Below are 22,262 nucleotides of genomic sequence, written 5' to 3' on the forward strand. Positions count from 1 at the left end.
TTTAAATTATTTTTTTATACGCCAAGTCCGCCATAGGCCTCTTCTCCATGCTCTGTTACATCAAGACCTGTCTGTTCATTTTTGTCACTGGCTCTTATACCACTTAAAGCATTAATTATTTTAATTACTACAAATGTGCCTACAGCTGAATATGCAATACTTGATAAAATAGCTATGAGCTGAATCCCTATCAATTTTGGATTTCCATGTATCAATCCATTGGCTCCCGCTGGATTTATGGATTTCCAGGCAAATATCCCTGTGGCTATTCCGCCCCATATTCCCCCTATACCATGACATCCAAATACATCCAGTGCATCATCATATCCAAGTTTAGACTTGACAAATGTAATAGCTACATAGCACACAGTTCCTGCCACTAACCCGACAACTACTGAAGCCATAGGACTTACGAAGCCCGCTGCCGGAGTTATGGCTACAAGACCTGCCACTATGCCGCTGACAACACCAAGGGAGGTTACTTTTCTTCTATATATGTACTCGCAAATAGTCCAACTTACAACAGAAGTTGCAGCAGAAGTATTGGTAGTTATAAAAGCATTTAGCGCTACACCGTTTACAGCCAGTGCACTTCCTGCATTAAATCCATACCACCCAAACCAGAGTAATCCAGCTCCTAAACAAGTTAATGGAAGACTGCTGGGTTTACCTACATTCTTCCTTTTTCCAAGCATCAATGCTGCAACAAGGCCTGATATACCTGAACTTATTTCCACCACATTTCCTCCTGCAAAATCCAAAGCTCCAAGATTTCTAAGCCAACCTCCTGCTCCCCATACCCAATGAGCAATAGGATCATAAACTAATGTTGTCCAAAGAAAAAGGAATAAAATCCAGTGAATAAATTTCATTCTCTCTGCAATAGAGCCTGATATAACAGCTGAAGTTATTATTGCAAACATAAGCTGAAACATCATGAATGCCTGCTGTGGAATTGTACTTGAATAATCTGCATTTGGTGCAATTCCAACTCCTTTCAAACCTGCAAAATTAAAACCTCCTATTAATCCACCAATATCTGTTCCAAAACACAATGTATATCCTATAAATATCCATTGAACGGATATTACTGCCAGGGCTGAATAACTATGAAGAGTACTATTTAACGTATTCTTCCCCCTAACCATACCTCCATAAAACAAAGCTAGTCCCGGAGTCATAATCATTACCAGAACTGTACTCATAATTACAAATACAGTATCTGCTGCATTTACTCCACTCATAAAAATACCTCCTAAAAATAAATAAAAAATAAAGTATTATATTAAATAGTTTTTAAAGGCCTTTTAAAAAACTATTTATATAATACTAATTTTTGTACAAATTATCTATAGTTATATTAAAATTTTTATTGATTCATTAATTATTTTTTGCTTTTATTGATAATTGCAAAATTATATGCATGTATCACTTTAAAAAGAAATCTAATATTCAATATTTATCAATTTTATGTCTATAATTTTATTATTTTTTAATTTTATAAGTGTAATTTTCTTAATTACATCATTATTATCTAAAATTTTTACAATACAGTTTTTTCAGGAATATTAATTACACTTGATTTTTTATTATTATATAGGGATAAGAGAATAACTATCACTAGAAGTAAAATACTCCACAAATTTGATTTAAATAAAAGTAAAGTAAAAGCTATGATAAGTATGCCAATTGCAATTCTTATTTTTGCGTTATGAAGTAATCTGAAACCGGCAACTAATCCAATTATTGCATTACATAGAAAAAATACATTTGCGCAGGTTACAACACTATCAAGACTTAAAATTCCCATACCTGTGAGAAGCATCACTAAGGCATGTATAATGACAAAAGTTATGACGGCATTAACTGGACTTTCATTTCTATTTAGGTATGAAAGATATCCTGGCAATCTATTTTTTGCTGCACGAAGGGCACTCATTCGTGAAACTGCCCCAACTACCATAAGGTATGTACACATACAAAGTCCTATTGCGATAATCCCTATTATGGGTAAAGCAAATATGCCAAATAAAGGAGTCATAATTGCTATAATATCATGTTTACCTCCTAATACACTTTGTATGGAAAGCGCTGCGGCTAAATACAAAACTGCAATAATCACAAGACTTATTGTCATAGCCTTCATAAGAGTTTTTTTAGGATTTTCTATATCTTCAATATAATTACCAATGACCTCCCACCCCACTATTGCCCAAAATAAAATTAGCAGCGTATATCCAAATTTGGATAGAGAAAATGCTGTATTAGGCAATCCTATATGGGAATTAAAGATCAAAGCATAGGTGCTTCCACACAATAACAATACTGCCGTAAATGCCGTTAATATGAAAGCTACCCTGCCTAAAGTTTTGACACCTAAAATAATTATACAGACACAAACAATTTCTATTCCAAAGGCTATGATTTCAATATTTACATTTGAAAAAACGCGAAAGTTTTTCAAGAAACCTGCTGCAGTGATTAAAACCGCTGCAGGACCAAAACAAACGGCAGCTGTAAGAAAATTTTCAGTAAGTTCACGCCAAAAAACTCCAAGGGTATTACCCACTGCAATTGCAATTCCTTCATTTCCTGGACTTTTCAAACTTAAAAATACAAATACATAAGCAAATACAATTCCTAGTGCCATTATTACAATCCATGCTAATATAGCCCATTGACCAATAACCTTATATGCTATTGGAGGCAATAATACTATTCCCGATCCTAAAACAGGTCCAACTATAAGACCACAAAGTGTAACAACTCCAATGCTTCTATTTTTATCCATACTCTCCCCACTTTTCCTAAAAATAACTTGAATTTTTATCAATATTATACTAACATAGAATCAATTATTAATAAAATTGAATTATTTGAAACTATAATTCAATTTTATTGAAGTTAGGAGAAAATACTATGGAACTTAGAAATCTAATAACATTTTGTAAAATCACCCATTTGAAAAGCTATTCTAAAGCCGCAAGAGAACTTGGATATGCTCAATCTACAATTACAACCCAAATTCAACTTCTAGAACAAGAACTTAATATAAAGCTATTTGAAAGAATTGGACGAAGTATAAAGTTGACTTCTAAAGGTCTAATCTTTCTTAAATATGCACAAAATATAGTGAATCTTGCACATGAGGCTAAAGAAGCAATAAATGACACAGATATTCCTGCTGGAACTTTAAGAATTGGTACCGTTGAATCCCTTTGCACAATGAAACTTCCTGAGCTTCTCAGAAATTATCACAAAAAATATCCCAATGTGGAAATTATAATTAAATTAGGTATATGCTCCGATTTAAGAGATATGCTTAAAAATAACATAGTGGATTTAATATTTATATTAGATGAGCCAGTTATGGATTCAGATTTAATATCATGCATGTCCTATAATGAACCTATGGCAGTTCTGGCTTCACCATTAAATGAATTAGCATATAAAAATAATCTAACCATAGAAGATATTAAAGATGAGTCATTAATTCTTACAGAAAGTGGCTGCAGCTATAGAAGTGCCTTTGAAAAAATATTTCATAAATCGGGTCTAAGTCCACATTTATCACTGGAGGTAGGAAATGTTGAGGCTATTAAGAATTTTACTATGAGTAATCTTGGAATTACTTTATTGCCTGTGATGACTGTAAAAAAAGAACTGGCTAAAAAGAATTTAATATTATTGGATTTAGAAGGATGTGAATTCAATATGATGACACAGATGCTCTATCATAAGAATAAATGGATAACAGCGGCAATGAAAACTTTTATCCAAATGGCCTCCACTATGCCTGTCACCCCAACTTCTTGAAAGTGAGGTAACACCGCTGTATCCTTTTGTAAACTTCTTTAATTTTTATCCGAACGCTACCATTGCTAACACCCACAGCTTCTTAAAAATGGGGGATAAGCACTGCTACGCGTCTGGATAAGTTCTTCTAAGATTCAGGTGGAGAAAAGCATTTCTCATGAGCAAACTCCACCTGAACCTAAGAATTACTTGATATGACTACCTAAATCTCTCTTTCATCTGTCTCTCTATATCTCTCTTAGCAGCTTTCTCCAGCATGGAATCTCTTTTATCATAGTTTTTCTTTCCCTTGGCTACTGCTAGATTTACCTTCACTCTGCCATTTTTAAGATAAAGAGATAGCGGCACAATAGTATATCCCTGCTGTGCAGTATATCCAAGCAGTCTTGCTATTTCCTTCTTATGGAGAAGTAACTTTCTGTCCCTTAGAGGATCTTTATTAAATATATTTCCTTTTTCATAGGGACTTATATGCATATTACGTATAAAAATTTCTCCATTTATTATTTCACCATAGCTATCTTTTAAATTGGATTTTCCAGCCCTTATAGATTTAACCTCGGTTCCAACCAATTGTATTCCCGCTTCCATTGATTCTTCAATGAAATAATCATGTCTTGCCTTTCTATTTTCCGCAAGAGTTTTGTTATTGGATTTATTTTTAGCCGACATGGTTTTTATCCCCCCTTACAACTTTCATGGATTACTTTAAACAAGTCTATTCCTCTTTATCATCTTTTTCTTTTACTACTTCAAAATATATCTCATGAGCAGCCAGGTCAACCTTTGATACATGAATTCTAACTTCATCACCTAATTTGTAGATATTTCTGGTTCTTTCACCTATAAGACTCAAGTGCTTTTCATCATATACATAATAGTCATCTTCCAAAGTACTTATGTGAACTAATCCTTCTATAGTATTTGGAATTTCTACAAACATTCCAAAATTAGTAACTGAAGATATTATACCATTAAATTCTTCTCCTATTCTTGTACTCATATATTCTGCCTTTTTCAAGTCATCTACTTCTCTTTCTGCCTCCTGAGCCAATCTTTCCATATCAGAAGATTGCCTTGCCGCATAATCTACTTCCTTTACTAATCTCTTTATCCTATTATCAGTTAACTGACCATTTATAAATTCTTTAATTATTCTATGGATAATAAGATCGGGATACCTTCTTATGGGAGATGTAAAATGACAATAATACTTGGCTGCCAATCCAAAGTGTCCTATACATTCAGGAGAATATCTGGCCTGTTTCATAGAACGAAGCATTAGTGTACTTACCACAGTTTCTTCCTTTTTTCCCTTTACCTTCTCTATTATATCCTGAAGTGTTTTTGGATGAACATCTTTTCCCCATCTCACTGCATATCCCAGATTATGAATAAATTCATTAAAATGCATCAATTTTTCTTCATCAGGATTTTCATGTACTCTAAATACAAAAGGTAAAGTAGTCCAGAACATATGCTCTGCTATGGTCTCATTGCACACCAGCATAAATTCTTCTATTATCCTATTTGATATTCCCCTTTCATAGGGTTCAATCTTTATAGGCACACCCAATTCGTTAAGAGTTATTTTACATTCCTCAAAGTCAAAATCTATAGCTCCCCGCATCATTCTTTTTTTATTTAAAATTGTGCAAAGTTCTTCCATAAGCTTAAATGTATCCACAAGATTGCCATATTTTTCTATGGTTTCCTTATCCCCTTTAAGTATCTTTGTAACATCTGTGTAAGTCATTCTTTCATTGCTTCTTATTACACTTTCTACAATATTATGTTCTATAACTTTTCCATTTTCATCTATTTTCATGAAACAGCTTAGGGTCAGTCTATCCGTATTTGGATTCAAGCTGCAAATTCCATTAGATAATTTTCTTGGAAGCATGGGTATAACCCTGTCTATGAGATACACTGAAGTTCCTCTTTTCAATGCTTCTTTATCCAGCGGATTTTTTTCTTTTACATAATAGGATACATCTGCTATATGTACTCCCAAATAGTAGCTTCCATCAGGAAGTTTTTCCAGGGACACCGCATCGTCTAAATCTTTGGCATCTTCTCCATCTATTGTGACAGTGAGCATATTCCTTAAATCCATTCTTCTTTCATACTCTTTATCCGGTATTTTTTCCGGTATACTCTCCGCATAGGATTCAACTTTCTGTGGAAATTCCTCGGGAAGATTATTCTTTTTTATTATAGTCAATATATCTATACCCTTTTCCCCTTTTTTCCCTAGTATATCAACTATTTTACCTTCTGGATTTCTTCTCTTGTCAGGCCACTGGGTGATTTCTGCAATTACAATATCCCCTGTCTCAGCCTCTTTTTTACAATTCTTGGGTATGAATATATCCTGATATATACGTTTTTCTTCCGGTACAACAAATCCAAAATTTCTGCTGTTTTCAAAAGTTCCTATAACTTTACTGTTTGCTCTTTCAAGTACCCTTATTATTTCTCCTTCACATTTCTTTTCCGTATTTGCTTGTTTGTTTATTTTTACTACTACCCGATCCCCGTTCATGGCACCATTTAATGCTGAAGATGGGACAAATATATCCTTTCCCTCATCATAAGGTATTACAAAACCGTATCCTTTCTGATGTCCTTGAAATTTTCCAGTTACAAGGCCCATTTTATCCGGTATTCCATACCTATTAGTACGGGTCTTAACTATGGTACCCTCTCTTTCTATCTCATCTACTATCTTTTTAAAATTCTTCACATCTGCTTTTTTTACAGAAAACACTTTTTCCAATTCTTTTATATTCATAGGCTTATACGCCTGTTCTTTCATAAAATCTACAATAGCTTCTTTTATGTTCATTTTTTCACCACCTTCTATATATATTGATATTAGTAATAAAATAATATTCCATATTATAAAAACATTTTTACTTGCTTCCTGTATTTTATATATCCTAATGATATATTATGTCCATGTTATAAGTCAATATATTCCCTCAATTGTAAAATATTTTATAAAACATTTCTCACTGCATACTAAAAAAATAAATAGAGTATAAATCTACTCTATTTATGTAAACTATTATTCAAATTATTTTATCATAGTCTGTACTATACATATAGCTGCAAATAATATAGCTAACACAACAGTTGTTTTGGATAACATTGCTTCTGAAGTTCTGGATTTATTTTTTGAATAAAAACTTTCAGAAGGCCCTCCTGATATAAATCCACTTAGACCATTGGTCTTTCCTGGCTGCATCAATATAACACATATAAGCATAACTCCTATTATAAGTTGTGCAATTATTAAAAAAATATGCATGGATTCCACCTCCTGCCATTACATAGGAAATAATTAACTTAAAACAAATTTACATACATATTAGACATGTTCTCATTACATTCCTTTTTAGCTACCTTATTGTAGCATATATATATTGGAATTGCAATTTTTAAAGGCCCTCAAAGACAGACCTTTAAAAATCATAATTGTAAATGGTAAATTTCTATTGTTTCAGAGATTACTTGATATTGTAGAAAGTATTTAATCCCCTATACTCAGCCGTTTCACCAAGTTCCTCTTCTATTCTTAAAAGTTGATTATATTTTGCCACTCTCTCACTTCTAGCTGGAGCACCGGTTTTTATCTGTCCTGCATTTACTGCTACAACCAAATCAGCTATGGTGGTATCTTCCGTCTCTCCAGATCTATGGGACACTACTGCAGTGTATCCGGCTCTTTCCGCCATTTCTATGGCATTTAATGTTTCTGTAAGAGTTCCTATCTGATTTAATTTTATAAGTATGGAATTTGCCACTTTCTTATCTATGCCTTTTTTTAATCTTTCCGTATTGGTAACAAATAAATCATCTCCTACAAGCTGCACCTTATCTGCCAGCTTTTCAGTGAGTATGCTCCATCCTTCCCAATCCTCTTCTGCCATGGCATCCTCTATAGAAATTATAGGATATTTATTCACAAGAGTGACATAATAATCTACCATTTCTTCTGAACTTAAAACTTTTCCTTCACTCTTTAAATTATATTTTCCATCTTCATATATTTCCGTAGAAGCAGGATCTAAAGCTATAAATATATCTTTTCCAGGAACATATCCAGCTTTTTCTACAGCTTCAACTATTATTTGTATTGCCTCTTCATTAGAATTCAGATTTGGAGCAAAACCTCCTTCATCACCTACACCTGTATCCTGTCCTTTTGATTTTAAAAGTGACTTTAATGTATGGTAAACTTCCGAACTCATTCTAAGTGCTTCTGTAAAACTTGGAGCTCCCACAGGCATTATCATAAATTCCTGAAGATCTACATTATTATCTGCATGTTTTCCTCCATTTACTATGTTCATCATAGGAACAGGCAGAACTTTGGCATTTACCCCGCCTATATATTGGTATAAGCTGAGCCCCAGATATTTAGCTGCAGCTCTTGCACAAGCAAGAGATACCCCTAAAGTGGCATTAGCCCCCAATTTTCCTTTATTGTGGGTACCATCAAGTTCCAACATAGTTTTATCTATCAATACCTGATCAAATGCATTCATTCCGATAAGTTCTTCTGCAATATAATTATTTATATTTTCTACGGCCTTTAAAACGCCCTTTCCCATATATTTTTCCTTGTCTCCATCTCTTAGCTCCACAGCTTCAAATGCACCGGTAGATGCACCAGAAGGCACTGCTGCCCTTCCTTCTGTACCATCTTCTAGTATTACTTCCACCTCCACAGTTGGATTTGCCCTGGAATCAAGAATTTGTCTTGCTGTTACATCTACTATCTCTACATAATTTCTCATGAATATTCACCGCCACATAGACTTATGACGACTTTTTTCAACTCCTCTCAATACTTTATTTTGATAATGCTCCTGGAAATTAATTAATACAAAATTTTACTATTTAATAAGACTTTTTCCTGTCATTTCTTTAGGTTTTTCAAGTCCCATAACCTGGAGTATAGTGGGAGAAATATCTGCTAATATGCCATCTTTTCTTAATTCAGTGGAATTTTTTGATATGTACAAAAATGGCACTGAATTTGTAGTATGAGCTGTCATGGGATTTCCTGTAGAATAATCTACCATCTGCTCGGAATTTCCATGGTCTGCAGTTATAAATACTGTACCATGTTTTTCCAATATCTTGCTTACAATCTTGCCCAAGCACTCATCCACCACTTCTATTGCCTTTTTAGCAGCCTGAAATATTCCTGTATGCCCTACCATATCCGGATTTGCAAAATTTAATATTATCATATCATATTTATCCTGCTCTAATCTATCTAAAACCGCAGAAGTTACCTCTCTTGCACTCATTTCAGGCTTTAAATCGTAAGTTGCCACCTTTGGAGATGGAATAAGCTCCCTGTCTTCATTTTTATTTGGTGCCTCAACTCCTCCATTGAAGAAAAAAGTTACATGGGCATATTTTTCTGTTTCTGCTATTCTCAATTGACTTTTCCCCATCTTACTTACATATTCTCCTAAAGTGTTTTTGTACACTTCATTGTTAAAGGCAACATATACATTTTCAAGGGTTGCATCATATTCAGTCATGGTTACAAACTTCAAATTAAGTTTCTCCCTTTTGAAACCTTTAAATATATTATCATTTAAAGCCCTTGTAAGCTGTCTTGCCCTATCTGGTCTGAAATTAAAAAATATTACAGAATCTCCGTTCTTTATGGTGGCCACAGGCTTATTGTTTTCTTCAATTACTGTTGGAACTATGAACTCATCTGTTTTTCCATTGTCATAAGAATTTGTCACTGCCTCACCAGCACTGGCTGCCTTATTCCCCCTGCCATAAACTAAAGCATTATATGCAAGTTCCACTCTCTCCCATCTTTTATCTCTATCCATGGCATAATATCTTCCCGACACTGTTGCTATTTTTCCTATTCCAATTTTTTGTATGTATTTTTCCATATCATCTATATACATATAGGCAGAGCTTGGAGGAACATCTCTCCCATCCGTAAAGGCATGGATATACACCCTGCTTGCTCCTTTTTGTTTAGCCAACTGCAAAAGTCCCTTTAAGTGATTCGTATGAGAGTGCACTCCCCCAGGAGATACAAGTCCTAAAAAGTGCAGATCCGAATTATTTTTAACGGCATTATCTACAGCACTATTTAAAACTTCATTTTTAAAAAATTCTCCCTCATTTATAGACTTTGTGATTCTAGTGAGGGCTTGATATACTATTCTTCCTGCCCCTATATTTAAATGTCCAACCTCTGAATTACCCATTTGACCTTCTGGTAATCCTACACTCAGACCACTAGCTTCAAGTTCAGTATGGGGATACTTTTTAAAATATTTATCTAAGTTAGGTTTATAAGCTGCCTTCACAGCATTTCCATTATCTATTTTTGAAATTCCAAAACCATCTAATATCATAAGCATTACTGGCTTTTTTTCCATGTCTTCCTCCAAAAAAATTTAATAATTTACTATAGCCGCGAAATCTTGTGGCTTTAAGCTGGCTCCTCCAACTAATGCTCCATCTATATGGGGTTGTTCCATCTGGGCTTTAATTGTAGCAGGTTTTACAGAGCCTCCATATTGAATTCTTACTGCTTCTGCTGTAGTTTCTCCATACATTTTTGAAACTACATCTCTTATATGAGCTATTGTATCATTTGCCTGCTTATCTGTGGCAGTTTTACCTGTTCCTATAGCCCATATGGGTTCATAAGCTATAACAAGCTTTTCCACCCGTTCCTTTTTCAGATCCTTAAGTGCCAGTTTTATCTGCCTGCCCAGTACTTCTTCTGTTATACCATTTTCTCTCTCCAAAAGACTTTCCCCGCAGCAGACTATAGGTATTATATCATGTTCAAAAGCTTTTTTTATCTTTTTATTTATTGTTTCATCTTTTTCGTTAAAATACTGTCTTCTTTCACTGTGTCCGATTATCACATAATCCACTTTAAGGGACTTTAACATTCCTGGAGAAATTTCTCCTGTGTAGGCACCACTTTCTTCATAATGCATATTCTGTGCTCCAACTTTTATATTGGTTCCGCTTACCGCTTTAACCACTGCATCAAGACAAACATAAGGCGGACATAAAACTACATCACACTTTGCATCTCTTACAAGAGGCTTCAATTCTTCAACCAGTTTCAAAGCATCCTCTAGATTTTTATTCATTTTCCAATTTCCCGCTATTATTGCTTTTCTCATAAATAATTCCCCCTGTTAAAGTTATTTATCATTTAAAGCGGATATCCCTGGTAATTCTTCCCCTCCTAAAAATTCAAGAGAAGCTCCTCCACCTGTGGATATATGAGTCATTTTATCTCCAAAACCCAGCTGATTTATAGCTGCCGCACTATCTCCTCCCCCTATGATAGTAATGGCACCTGATTCGGCCATAGCTTTAGCCACTGTAAAAGTTCCCTTTGCAAAATTTTTGAACTCGAACACTCCCATGGGACCATTCCAAATTATAGTTTTGGAATTTTTTATGGCATCTGCATATACTTTGGCCGTCTTAGGTCCAATATCCATACCCATATAACCATCTTTTATATTTTTGTCATCTTCTAATATAGGTCTTGCACTTTCATCAAATTTATCCGTAACTACTCTATCTACAGGCAGCAATAACTTTATACCCTTTTCTTTTGCCTTATCTATCATTTCTTTTGCATATTCTATTTTATCTTCTTCCACTACGGAGGTTCCTATGGTGTAACCTTGTGCTCTTGCAAAAGTGTAACTCATTCCTCCTCCAATTATTAAAGTGTCTACCTTTTCCAATAAATTATTTATTACATTTATCTTATCGGAAACCTTTACCCCACCAAGTATGGCTGTAAAAGGTCTGGATGGATTTTCTATGGCATTTCCTAAAAATTCAAGTTCTTTTTGTATTAAATACCCACATACAGCTGTAGGCAGAAATTTAGTAACTCCTACAGTGGAACAATGTGCTCTATGAGCTGTACCGAAAGCATCATTCACAAAAATTTCTCCAAGGGATGCCAGTTCTTTTGAAAAGTTATCCTGATTTTTAGTTTCTTCTATCCTATATCTTGTATTTTCAAGAAGTATTACATCTCCATCTTTCATATTTTTAACTGCAGCTTTGGCATTTTCCCCTACCACATTATCATCTGCTGCAAATACTACTTCTTTTTTCAAAAGTTCTGAAAGCCTTTTTGCAACGGGAAGTAGTGACATTTCCGGCTTTGCTTCCCCTTTTGGTTTTCCTAGATGTGAACAGAGTATAACTTTAGCATTGTTCTCCATTAAATACTTTATAGTAGGAAGTGATCCTATGAGTCTATTCTCATCTGTAATCTTCCCTTCTTGCAGAGGCACATTAAAATCACATCTTACCAGCACCCTTTTTCCTTTCACGTCTACATCTTCAATTGTCTTTTTATTAAAAACCATCTATCTTTTCATCTCCTTTATAAACACTCTATTTAATATTATACAACTGATTTAGAAAATATTATAGTAAAAAATCCCTGTCTTATAGCAAAAACTACAAAATCAGGAATCTTATACTGCCTATAGTCTATCAGCAATATATTTAGTTAAATCCGCAAGTCTGTTGGAGTATCCAAACTCATTGTCATACCAGGCGATAACTTTTATCATATTTCCCCCTATAGCCATGGTTGAAAGGGCATCTATTATACAGGATCTATCGTCTCCCCTGTAATCTATGGATACCAAAGGTTCTTCACTATATCCAAGTATCCCCTTCATATCAGTTTCTGCAGCCTTCTTAAATGCTTTATTTACCTCATCTGCAGTAATATCTTTTGAAAGCTCTGCAACTAAATCCGTACAAGACACCGTAGGAGTAGGGACTCTTAGGGAAAATCCGTTTAATTTCCCTTTTAACTCTGGAAGTACCAATGCAACAGCTCTTGCAGCTCCGGTAGTAGTCGGTACCATGGACTCTATTGCAGCTCTGGCTCTTCTCATGTCCTTATGTGGAGCATCAAGCAACCTCTGATCTCCTGTATAGGAATGAACCGTAGTAATCAATCCTTTTACTATGCCAAATTCTCTATGAAGCACTTTGGCAAAAGGTGCAAGACAATTTGTGGTACAAGACGCATTTGAAATTATATTGTGCTTAGAAGAATCGTAACTTTCTTCATTAACTCCCATGACTATGGTAATGTCCTCATTTTTAGCTGGAGCGGATATTAAGATTTTTTTTACCTGCCCCCCCATATGTGCACTGGCCTTTGCAGCATCTGTAAATAATCCTGTACACTCTATAACTATTTCTACACCCAAGGAACTCCAATCTATATTTTTAGGATCTCTCTCTGCAAATATTTTTACGTTTTTTCCATTTACAATTATTGAATCTTCTTTTGCTTCCAAGCTTCCCTGAAATTTTCCATACAATGAATCATATTTTAACAAATGAGCTAGGGTATTTGCATCAGTCAAATCGTTAATACCCACAACTTCTAGATTATCATCATAATTTTTTACCAATGCCTTAAATACATTTCTTCCTATCCTGCCAAAACCATTAATACCAACTTTAGTCACTTCCAATTCCCTCCTAATATTAAAATATCTATCCTATTACTGCCGCTACTAATTTATATTTTATCGCAGTTCATATAAAAATATTCATAAATATAAAGCATATAAGAAAATACCTGGTAAAAATATCTGGTATTTTCTTATATGCTTAAAATTAAGTATTTCTTATATGCAAGTTCTATCCTAATAATTTTCTATAAAAAATAATCCGCAAGCTCTAGAACCCGAATGTACTCCTACTGTGCAACCCACTTCACATTCTATAAGCTCTATTTTCTTTTCCTCTAAATTCTTCCTAAGTACATCCAATATATCCGATTCTCCTACATGAAGCAATATAGATACTTCCCCTTCTTTTATCCCCTTTTTATCAATATAATCCACCATATTTCTAAGAGTTCTTTTACTTCCCCTTACCTTATCAATTACTGTCATTTCACCATTTTCTACTGCCACTATTATTTTTATCCCCAGGATGTTCCCTATAACGCCAGCCGTTTTAGAAAGACGCCCTCCCTTCACAAGGTTGTCTAAACTATTAAAGGCAAGTGTACTCTTTATATGAGGGGAAATTTCTTTTATTTTATCCTCTATCTCTTTTATCCCAAGACCTTCTTCCTTTAATTTTGCAGCCTTAATGACCTGAAGGCCCAATCCAGAGGTTACATTCATACCATCTATTACAATTATATCCTCTGTTTGAAGCATTTCTTTTGCAATACATGCCGATTGATATGTACCACTCATTTTGGATGAAAGATGAATAGACACTATTTTATATCCTTGTTTTATATAGGAATCATAACATTCTAAGAATATTTGGGGATTTACCTGCGTGGTAGATGGGAATACATCACTTTTATCCATTTTATGCAAAAGAGTATGAATATCTATATCAATTCCATCTCTATAAGAGTCTTTTCCAAAATTAATAAGAAGAGGCAGTACCTCTATATTATATTTTTTCAATATACTGTCTGGCAAATCTGCAGTACTGTCTGTTATTATTTTTATTTTCTCCATTTTAAGATAGCTCCTCCCTTAGGTATGTAAATATACATATCAAGCCGGAATTTCTTATTTCATATTTGGAAAGTCCAGCTGTCTCAAAGCTTCATAAACAACTATTGCTACAGCATTGGATAAGTTCAAAGAACGGGTAGTTGTTTTTATCATAGGTAACCTTATGTTTTTCTCTGGATTACTATCTCTTATTTTGTCAGGTAGTCCACAGCTTTCTTTTCCAAAAACTATAAAATCTTCATCTTTGAATTTTGCATGTTGATAAAAATTTTTTCCATGGGTAGTAGAGAAATAGAAGGTACCATTTTTATATCTTTCTCTAAGTTCCTCATAATAATCATATAAAGTTAAATCTAAGTATTTCCAATAATCAAGGCCTGCTCTTCTTAAATGTTTTTCATCTAAACTAAAACCTAAGGGTTTTATAAGATGAAGTCTTGAACCTGTAAGCACACAAGTCCTGGCAATATTGCCTGTATTTTGAGGTATTTCAGGTTCAAACAGAACTATATTCAAGCTCAATATCATTTCCTCCTCTAAACATATCTATACGACAAAAAATTGACTCATTAGTTCAAAAGTCCTAATAAATATATTACTCCATAATAATACTACAGTAAAGAGCAGGTGCTATAAATTATATAATATAATTTATAGCACCTGCTCCAAAATTTATTCCTATATTTTTTTCAAAAAACTCTTTCATATTCTCTAATTTCTCTGGTTTATATATGTATTTTCCATAGCCAAATTGACCATATTTAAATTTTCTTCCTTCCTCATCCATAGGAAGACTGGTGCTAGAATATACTTTTAATATATTTTCTTTGGCTCTTTTAGTAAATCTATGAGATATTACCTCAAAAGAAATTTCCTCTCCTTGAAAAATATTATTTATCCTTTCTAGAAGAGCCTTATACTCTTCTTTCCAATTAGAGTATAAAAAAACAGGAGCAATTATAAATCCAAGTTTATACCCAGCTTTTACTACTTTAAAAGCTGCCCTTAATCTTTCTTCCACCTTTGGAGTTCTATGCTCAAACTGAGTTATTATCCTATCTGTATTGATACTGAACCTGATGGTGGTTTTACCATTATGCTCTAAATTAAGCAGACTATTTATATCTGTAAATTTTGTAACAAATCTAAAATAAGAATTATCTCTGGAACCAAAAAATTCTATGGCTTTTTTTAAAGCTCCCGTATAAAATTCTACAGGAATAGGATCTGAAGTTGCAGCTCCTTCAAATATAGTACTATTCGGGTATCTTTCCATTTCATATTTCTCAGCTTTATTTAATATTTCATCCAAATTAACATATACTTTCGTATAGGGCTTTTTCCCCATCTGAGTGTTTAAATAGCAATATTCACACATTCCCATACACCCACTACATAGTGGAAGTTGATAATTAGCAGAAGGCCTGCAGGATTGAAAACTGGAACTCTTTCTTATACCCACTACTAAAGTATTTTTGCCTTGAAGATACATTTCTTCTGGACTTTTACCAGGTATTCCAACTATTCTTCCACTTTTAGAATACAGTATCTCCACATTATTTTTATGCTTAAAATACTCTAAAATATTATTCCCTAAATTATATTCTAAAGCTTTTTCTTCAAATACCACTCTCTTCGGCATGAACACACCAATCACCTCATACATTCATTAAAATTTGTTCTCTTTTTAATAAACCATTATCAACAAAATAATTTAATAACTGAACTTCCCTACTGAATAGTATGAGTTTTTTGCCTTTAAACAATACCGACTTGTGCATTTTTATACAAAGCCTAAAATTAACTAATACTCTTATCTCTTTCAAAATAGGATATAACCTTTATAAGTTCTTTTCTTTTAAAAAACTTTAAATGGAAAATTGTTTTACTTCTCACTTTCATCCAAATAATTAATTATTCCATTTGAAATATTCTCCGCCAATTTTTTTAATACTTTTTCATTGGATAATCTCTTTCTATCTTCTTCATTAGTTATGAATCCACACTCCACCAATACCCCAGGTATCTTGCTATATCTTAATACCGCCAGATTCTGCCTCCTTATACCCCTACTTTCCCATCCATCATTTTTAACACACTCTTTTTCTATGGAATTAGCCAGTTTTATTCTTTCCTCTTTCTGGTATCCATTTAAATCATAATATAAAGTAGTTATACCTTTAAAGTCTTTATCATTTAATGAATTTACATGTATGGAAACAAAGGCATCTGCATAAGAGGAATTCACTATGTCTCCTATCTCATCAAGTGCTAATAGCTTGTCCTCTTCCCGTGTAAGAAATACCACATTTCCCTTACCACTTAAATAAGTCTCAGCATACTTTGCTATCTTTAGAGTTATATTCTTCTCTTCCATATTTCCATAGCTAGTACCCTTATCTATGCCTCCATGTCCTGGATCAAGAACTATGTAGTATTTTTTTGATGAGACATCTTTATCAGTAGGTTTATTCACCATATTTCCCAAAGGAGCCGCAGTTATATTAATTGAATTTTTTCCATTGAGCAGGCTAATGTTTTTGGCAAAAATTAACATGGCCAGAGTAAAAAAAACACAAGAAAACATGACTTTTTTCTTGCTATTAAATAACATACCATCACTACTCTCTTTTTCATTTTTGTATTTTATAGTAAGTATACCATTTATTTACTTAAATTTCCATATGAATTTAAATTTTATTTAGTTATTTTCCTTTCCATTATAATATACATTATTTCTTCTCCTCTTCATATTTAATATCTAACTTTTATATTCTATAGCACTACTTGATTTAATATTACAATTCCATCATACTTTCAGTAAATTATATTTTATCTGATTTTAATATGTTATTAACATTTATATACTAATATAATTATGAGGAGTTGATAAAATGAAATACTTCAACATATGTATAGATATTGACGGAACAATTACAGATCCCTACTGTTGGTTGGATATGGCCAACAAATACTTTAAAAAAAATATATCAATTGAGGAAATCACCCAGTACAGGGTAGATAAAGTTATGGGAGTAACCAGAAGTGAATATGTAGATTTTTATAATAAAAATAAATTTGAACTCCACAGCGGAAAAGAACCTATAAGAAAAGATGTAAAAAAAACTATTCAGGAACTTATAAAAACAAATAACATTTACTTTGTAACTGCCAGGGAAAAAGATCTTGAAATTCTCACTTATCACTATCTAAACAAACACAACATACCCTATGACGGAGTTTTTGTACTTGGTACTTCCTACAAGGTGGATACTGCCATAGACTTAAAATGTGATGTATTTATAGAAGATTGTTATGAAAATGCTCTGCAGTTATCCAAGAGTGGATTTAAAACATTATTAATAGATACTAACTATAACCGCTTTCCATTAAATGAGAACATCACAAGAGTATTTAACTGGACTGACATATACAATATTTTAGAAAAAATGCTATTACAGAAAAAAGTCATATAATAGCATTTTTAAAAATAAAACCTTATTGTGCTTCATCCTTTGAAGCTATAAACACTGCAATTATTATTAATATTCCACCTATAAAAAAACCGGTGTTCAATTGCTCTCCAAGACAAAGCCAGCCTAAGATAGAACCTGTGACAGGCTGAAAAAACAAAAATAAGGATCCCATTCCTGCATCCATTAATTCAATACCTTTATTCCAGAGAAAAAATGCTGCTGCAGTAGATATAACTCCAAGATACAATATTCCAAGCAAAAACTGCCTGTTATATAATATAAAAGAAATATTTTCATGCTGTAAAAGCATTAATGGAGTAGTAAATATTAATGCAAACAATATTGCATAGGTGGTTATAGTTAAAGAATCAAAACGCTTTGATGCCACTTTAACATAAACAGATAAAAGTGCCCAGGTTACAGCTGCCCCAACCAACACTATATTGCCTAAAAAATGCTTTAAAAACATTGTATCAAGGCCTATAACTATAACAACACCTAATGTAGCCAGTACTAGGGAGATTATTTTCTTTCTGGTAAAGGCTTCCTTCAATATAAATCTGGCAAACAAAACAACAAAAACCGGTGTAGATGCTGTAATTAAAGCCCCTGTATGCGCATCAGACAGTTGTGTTCCTAAAAACTGCATGAATATAGATATAAAATATCCAATAAAACCTATCCAAGCTATCAGGAGCCAGTCCCCTTTTTTTATAACCACTTTACGCCTTTTTTTATGTTGAAAAGCCCTAAGTATTACAAATAGCACTACAAAGGCAATGGCATACCTAACCCAAAGTAGTGTAATAGGAGATACAAATTCTAAAATATATTTACTAAGTACATACATTGATCCCCATATAGAAGCTGCAAGAAACAAACATAAAGATCCAATCAATTTTTCCTTCATTTTAAATATCCTCCGTCTTTTCATTTAATGGTATTTAATATCTAAAATGAGGCGCCCCGTCGTAATAACTGTCCATCCTCATCCCAGATTAAGAATAGACGGATGGTTGATCATTTTCAAACAAATTTAAATAATACATATTAAAAGCCCCCTTGAAATCAGATTGTTAAATCAATAGATTTTAAATTATATTTTTATTATTTATATAATAATATTGCCTTAAACAAATAAAAGTCAAGCCTTTTAAAAATTTTCTTCGGATAAAAAAAGAACTTATATTTCTATAAGCTCTTTATATGATAAATTATAAGTTTTTAGGCGTGTAATAAAGTATGGGCATTTAATCTATGCTTTAAATTCTTCTTATGTCAATGCCTTTTTTAAATCCTTTTTTTACATTAAGATAAATAATGGTTATTCCATCCTGTGCTCTGTAGTCTATACTTTCAATTCTATCTCTCATTTTTAAACCTATAGGTAAATTGCAACTAACAGAATAATCATGAGCATCTACAACACTCTTGCCACTTACTTGTACATAATCATTCTTTAAGACAACGTTAACATCCTCAGGTCTTATTCCTACAGTTCTGCAAACAGCTTTATAACCATTTGGCGCTTCTTCCCAGCGACTAGGAACGATATCTTTATTTTTGCAATCATCCATCAAATCGTGAGGCTTATCAAACCATTTCCCTAAAATTTCATCTACTGTATCAAAATCCTTATACCTTGTTAAAGAATTACCCATAAAAATTCCCTCCTCATTAAAATTTATTCTTGATAAATTATTTCTTTTATATTTTTTAATATTCTTACTTTTGGCAGTTCGTGAGTTTGTTAAATTATTATCATTATTTAATTTAATTATACTACTATAATATTCATATGTCTATATAATTTATAATTTTTTTATAAATTTTCGTTAAAAAATACACATATTTTAATGCAATAATTTCTTCATCAAAACATGTGTACTTAATAAATGGTGTAAAATCCATCATTACTCTATTTCTCTAAGCCTCTCTACAACACTGCATCTGGTAGATACTCTATATTGAATTTCGGGGGTAATAACACATATAAAAAATATTATTATAATGCTGCACAACAACTGTAGATAGGGATATGAGAAAACTGCATAATCTGCCTGCTGCTGAAATAATTTAAATAATCCAAAGGTAATAACACTTCCAAATAATCCAACTAAAACTGTGGTCATACCTGCATATAATATTCCTTCAAACCTCAACATTTTTCTCATCTGCTTTTTAGTCATACCCAGGCTCTCCATTATGGCAAATTCATGCCTGCGTACCATAATACCAGTTGACATAACATTGACAAAATTAAGCACTCCAATAAGTGCCAGTATTAAAGTTACTCCCCCTCCTAAAATATACATGGTTATCTTAGCATCATGCATCATTTCCTGCTGCTCTATTTTAGAAATACGGGTAATTTCATGATCATTATCTGTAAGAGACTTTATTTTCTCTAGAGCCTGTTTTTCAAAATTGTCCTCCACATCAATGTTTACTTTATATACAAAAGGATTAGCTGCTAATTTTTCAAGAGCTTTATTTGACATATAAATATTAGGAGCCATTCCTCCTCCTGCATACTGAAATCCCCAAGGGATAAATCCTCCCAAGGGTATTTTTAAACTGGTCTTTGTAGATTCAATAGTAACATCCATTTCATTTACACCAGAATAAATCTCTGGATTGTCTGTTCCAATCAGTGCAAATTCCCCTCTCTCAAAAGCTTCAACATCTATAGGCTTTTTTCTGCCTTTATTAAATTCTTCAATATAACTGCTGTCAATCCCTATGATATATCCAAAAAACACCTGTTGTATATTTTTTTCTGTGGTATTTTCTTTAATATTAAATCTCTTCATGAACCATTTTACATGTTTTTCAAACTGCTCTGGACTATATTTCATATGCATTCCTTCAAGAGAGGTGGTATGCAAAGCAGTTATCCCTTCTATGGATTTAATTTTTTTAAAAAAATCCTTATTGAATTTTTGCTTCTTTTCACCAGTAGTACCTATACTTAAAGTGTTATTTTCAAGGATAAAATCATTTTTCACATAAGATGCAATAAAATTATCCATATTCATACTGGAGATCAAACAGGTAACTGTCATGAAAGTAGTAATGCCTAGAAATAGCGATATAAACACTATAAAAGCACGCTTTCTATTGCGGAAGATATTACGCCATGCCATTTTGTATAATTTTCCTCCATCTACAGAACGCTTTATCTTTCCTTTTAAATTTATTCCGGTATAGTTCATAGACTCAATGGGAGTTATTTTTCCTGCTATTTTTGCAGGCTTATATGCTCCAATCAGTGTAGTAATCAGTGCAAAAAATGCTCCTCCTATAAAAATTAAAGGATTAAAAGATATTTCAACTCCTGTATCCAGATCAACCGTACTTAAGGCCATGGGAACTGCCAGAAAAGATAGAATAGCTCCAAATACAAGTCCTAACGGAATTCCCACTGCAGATAATCTAAGTGCCTGACCTTTTACTATATTGCTTAATTGTCTAGGGGTAGTGCCAATGGTTTTTAGAAGTCCATAAAACCTAGTATCCTTTGAAATTGAAATGTAGAGCACATTGTAAATAAGCAAATAACCCGTAAACATAATAAAACATATAATAATTCCAAAGGCAAGTAAAGTGTAAGGTAAATCCTCATTATTTGTTTCATCATATATAGGTGAGGTTTTAATTTTTTGATTTCCAGCGATAGATAAATCTTTAACCAGCTGCTTATTGTATTTATTAATATTTTTACTGTCTTTATAAATTACAGATGCAGCACCATTTTCTTTAACTGACATTCCATTTTTCTCCGCAAATTCCTTAGATACAAGCATTACATCCGTATTTCCCGAACGAATATTTACATAGTCTTTAAAATACCCTGATAATACAAAAGTCTGGCTTTCAAATTTATTATCTTCAGTATTTACAGAAAAATCAAGTGGCATTTTCATTCCTATTGTAGGATTTTTAACACCCATATTTTCAAGCATCCACAGTGGAACCATGATTTCATTGTACTTTTTAGGGTAATTTCCTACCACATTGGTATTTGTAGGGACTCTAAACTGCTCCCACTCAGTTTTGTCATACCAGTATAGGCTGGCAGACATATTTTTCATTTTAGAGGTATTTTTCACTCCTGCCACATAGCTTTGAAGTCCTACAATTTTTACATAGTCTAAAGATTTTAATTTTTTAATTTGGTCGTCAGTGACCCTTGTAACTGCAGCATGGGCTTCAGTTCCCATAAGTCGTACCTGTTGAATCTTATAGGATTTTAAAAAACTCATGCCTATACTAAATATAAAAGTAATCAAAAGTGCAGTAAGGGTAACCGCAGCAATTACATATATATTTCGGGACTTATTTGTGTGCACCATTCTTTTGGTAAGTTTTTTTACCACTGCATTGTTATTATTTTGAAACAACT

The 22,262-nt window shown here is 33.0% G+C and carries 19 protein-coding genes; 2 read left to right on the forward strand and 17 right to left on the reverse strand.

Annotated features, from left to right (window positions below; all coding sequences use genetic code 11):
* Positions 1 to 14: 14 nt before the first annotated feature.
* Together BS101_RS18905 and BS101_RS18910 are read right to left on the reverse strand one after the other, a co-directional pair.
* Entirely contained in the window at positions 15 to 1,244 is a 1,230-nt protein-coding gene (locus BS101_RS18905) for an ammonium transporter (RefSeq protein WP_073540215.1), read from the reverse strand.
* Between the two features lie 299 nt (positions 1,245 to 1,543).
* Positions 1,544 to 2,791 carry an APC family permease gene (locus BS101_RS18910; RefSeq protein ID WP_073540216.1) on the reverse strand — a complete coding sequence of 416 codons (1,248 nt, stop codon included), beginning with the start codon at positions 2,789 to 2,791 and terminating at the stop codon, positions 1,544 to 1,546.
* A 128-nt stretch (positions 2,792 to 2,919) separates the two neighbouring features.
* Between BS101_RS18910 and BS101_RS18915 the strand changes: the two genes are divergently transcribed.
* Positions 2,920 to 3,816 (forward strand): LysR family transcriptional regulator, encoded by an 897-nt coding sequence (locus BS101_RS18915; protein WP_073540217.1) that lies wholly within the window; start codon positions 2,920 to 2,922, stop codon positions 3,814 to 3,816.
* A 198-nt stretch (positions 3,817 to 4,014) separates the two neighbouring features.
* On the opposite strand, the gene smpB is transcribed toward BS101_RS18915, so the two are convergent.
* The 12 genes from smpB to BS101_RS18975 form a co-directional block, all read right to left on the reverse strand.
* Positions 4,015 to 4,488, reverse strand: coding sequence for an SsrA-binding protein SmpB (gene smpB, locus BS101_RS18920; RefSeq protein ID WP_073540218.1), 474 nt, complete (start codon positions 4,486 to 4,488; stop codon positions 4,015 to 4,017).
* 46 nt (positions 4,489 to 4,534) lie between these two features.
* A complete protein-coding gene (rnr, locus tag BS101_RS18925; RefSeq protein ID WP_073540219.1) occupies positions 4,535 to 6,664 on the reverse strand; it encodes a ribonuclease R in 2,130 nt (709 codons plus the stop codon).
* Between the two features lie 231 nt (positions 6,665 to 6,895).
* Entirely contained in the window at positions 6,896 to 7,129 is a 234-nt protein-coding gene (secG, locus tag BS101_RS18930) for a preprotein translocase subunit SecG (RefSeq protein ID WP_073540220.1), read from the reverse strand.
* Positions 7,130 to 7,328: 199 nt separating this feature from the next.
* A complete protein-coding gene (gene eno / locus BS101_RS18935; protein WP_073540221.1) occupies positions 7,329 to 8,621 on the reverse strand; it encodes a phosphopyruvate hydratase in 1,293 nt (430 codons plus the stop codon).
* A gap of 99 nt (positions 8,622 to 8,720) precedes the next feature.
* A complete protein-coding gene (gene gpmI / locus BS101_RS18940; protein ID WP_073540222.1) occupies positions 8,721 to 10,250 on the reverse strand; it encodes a 2,3-bisphosphoglycerate-independent phosphoglycerate mutase in 1,530 nt (509 codons plus the stop codon).
* Positions 10,251 to 10,268: 18 nt separating this feature from the next.
* Positions 10,269 to 11,015, reverse strand: coding sequence for a triose-phosphate isomerase (gene tpiA, locus BS101_RS18945; protein ID WP_073540223.1), 747 nt, complete (start codon positions 11,013 to 11,015; stop codon positions 10,269 to 10,271).
* Positions 11,016 to 11,036: 21 nt separating this feature from the next.
* Positions 11,037 to 12,233 (reverse strand): phosphoglycerate kinase, encoded by a 1,197-nt coding sequence (locus BS101_RS18950; protein ID WP_073540224.1) that lies wholly within the window; start codon positions 12,231 to 12,233, stop codon positions 11,037 to 11,039.
* 120 nt (positions 12,234 to 12,353) lie between these two features.
* A complete protein-coding gene (gene gap / locus BS101_RS18955; protein WP_073540225.1) occupies positions 12,354 to 13,361 on the reverse strand; it encodes a type I glyceraldehyde-3-phosphate dehydrogenase in 1,008 nt (335 codons plus the stop codon).
* Between the two features lie 180 nt (positions 13,362 to 13,541).
* Positions 13,542 to 14,381: a DegV family protein gene (locus BS101_RS18960; protein ID WP_073540226.1), complete on the reverse strand. Its 840-nt coding sequence runs from the start codon at positions 14,379 to 14,381 to the stop codon at positions 13,542 to 13,544.
* Positions 14,382 to 14,435: 54 nt separating this feature from the next.
* Positions 14,436 to 14,903, reverse strand: a complete 468-nt coding sequence (locus BS101_RS18965) for a tRNA (cytidine(34)-2'-O)-methyltransferase (protein ID WP_156876094.1) — start codon at positions 14,901 to 14,903, stop codon at positions 14,436 to 14,438.
* Positions 14,904 to 15,018: 115 nt separating this feature from the next.
* On the reverse strand, positions 15,019 to 16,047 hold the full coding sequence (gene splB / locus BS101_RS18970; protein ID WP_198039515.1) for a spore photoproduct lyase: 1,029 nt from the start codon (positions 16,045 to 16,047) through the stop codon (positions 15,019 to 15,021).
* Between the two features lie 219 nt (positions 16,048 to 16,266).
* On the reverse strand, positions 16,267 to 16,968 hold the full coding sequence (locus BS101_RS18975) for an N-acetylmuramoyl-L-alanine amidase family protein (protein ID WP_242951339.1): 702 nt from the start codon (positions 16,966 to 16,968) through the stop codon (positions 16,267 to 16,269).
* Positions 16,969 to 17,275: 307 nt separating this feature from the next.
* Between BS101_RS18975 and BS101_RS18980 the strand changes: the two genes are divergently transcribed.
* Positions 17,276 to 17,857, forward strand: a complete 582-nt coding sequence (locus BS101_RS18980; RefSeq protein ID WP_073540230.1) for a 5' nucleotidase, NT5C type — start codon at positions 17,276 to 17,278, stop codon at positions 17,855 to 17,857.
* A 22-nt stretch (positions 17,858 to 17,879) separates the two neighbouring features.
* Here BS101_RS18980 and BS101_RS18985 read toward each other — a convergent pair whose 3' ends face one another.
* From BS101_RS18985 to BS101_RS18995, 3 genes are all read right to left on the reverse strand, one after another.
* Positions 17,880 to 18,767 (reverse strand): DMT family transporter, encoded by an 888-nt coding sequence (locus BS101_RS18985; protein WP_073540231.1) that lies wholly within the window; start codon positions 18,765 to 18,767, stop codon positions 17,880 to 17,882.
* Positions 18,768 to 19,119: 352 nt separating this feature from the next.
* The gene (locus BS101_RS18990) at positions 19,120 to 19,518 is read right to left on the reverse strand and encodes a hypothetical protein (protein WP_073540232.1); all 399 of its coding nucleotides are present in this window, start codon (positions 19,516 to 19,518) and stop codon (positions 19,120 to 19,122) included.
* Positions 19,519 to 19,770: 252 nt separating this feature from the next.
* On the reverse strand, positions 19,771 to 22,260 hold the full coding sequence (locus BS101_RS18995) for an ABC transporter permease (RefSeq protein WP_073540233.1): 2,490 nt from the start codon (positions 22,258 to 22,260) through the stop codon (positions 19,771 to 19,773).
* Positions 22,261 to 22,262 lie beyond the last annotated feature (2 nt).

Source organism: Clostridium kluyveri (genome assembly GCF_001902295.1).
Classification (GTDB): domain Bacteria; phylum Bacillota; class Clostridia; order Clostridiales; family Clostridiaceae; genus Clostridium_B; species Clostridium_B kluyveri_B.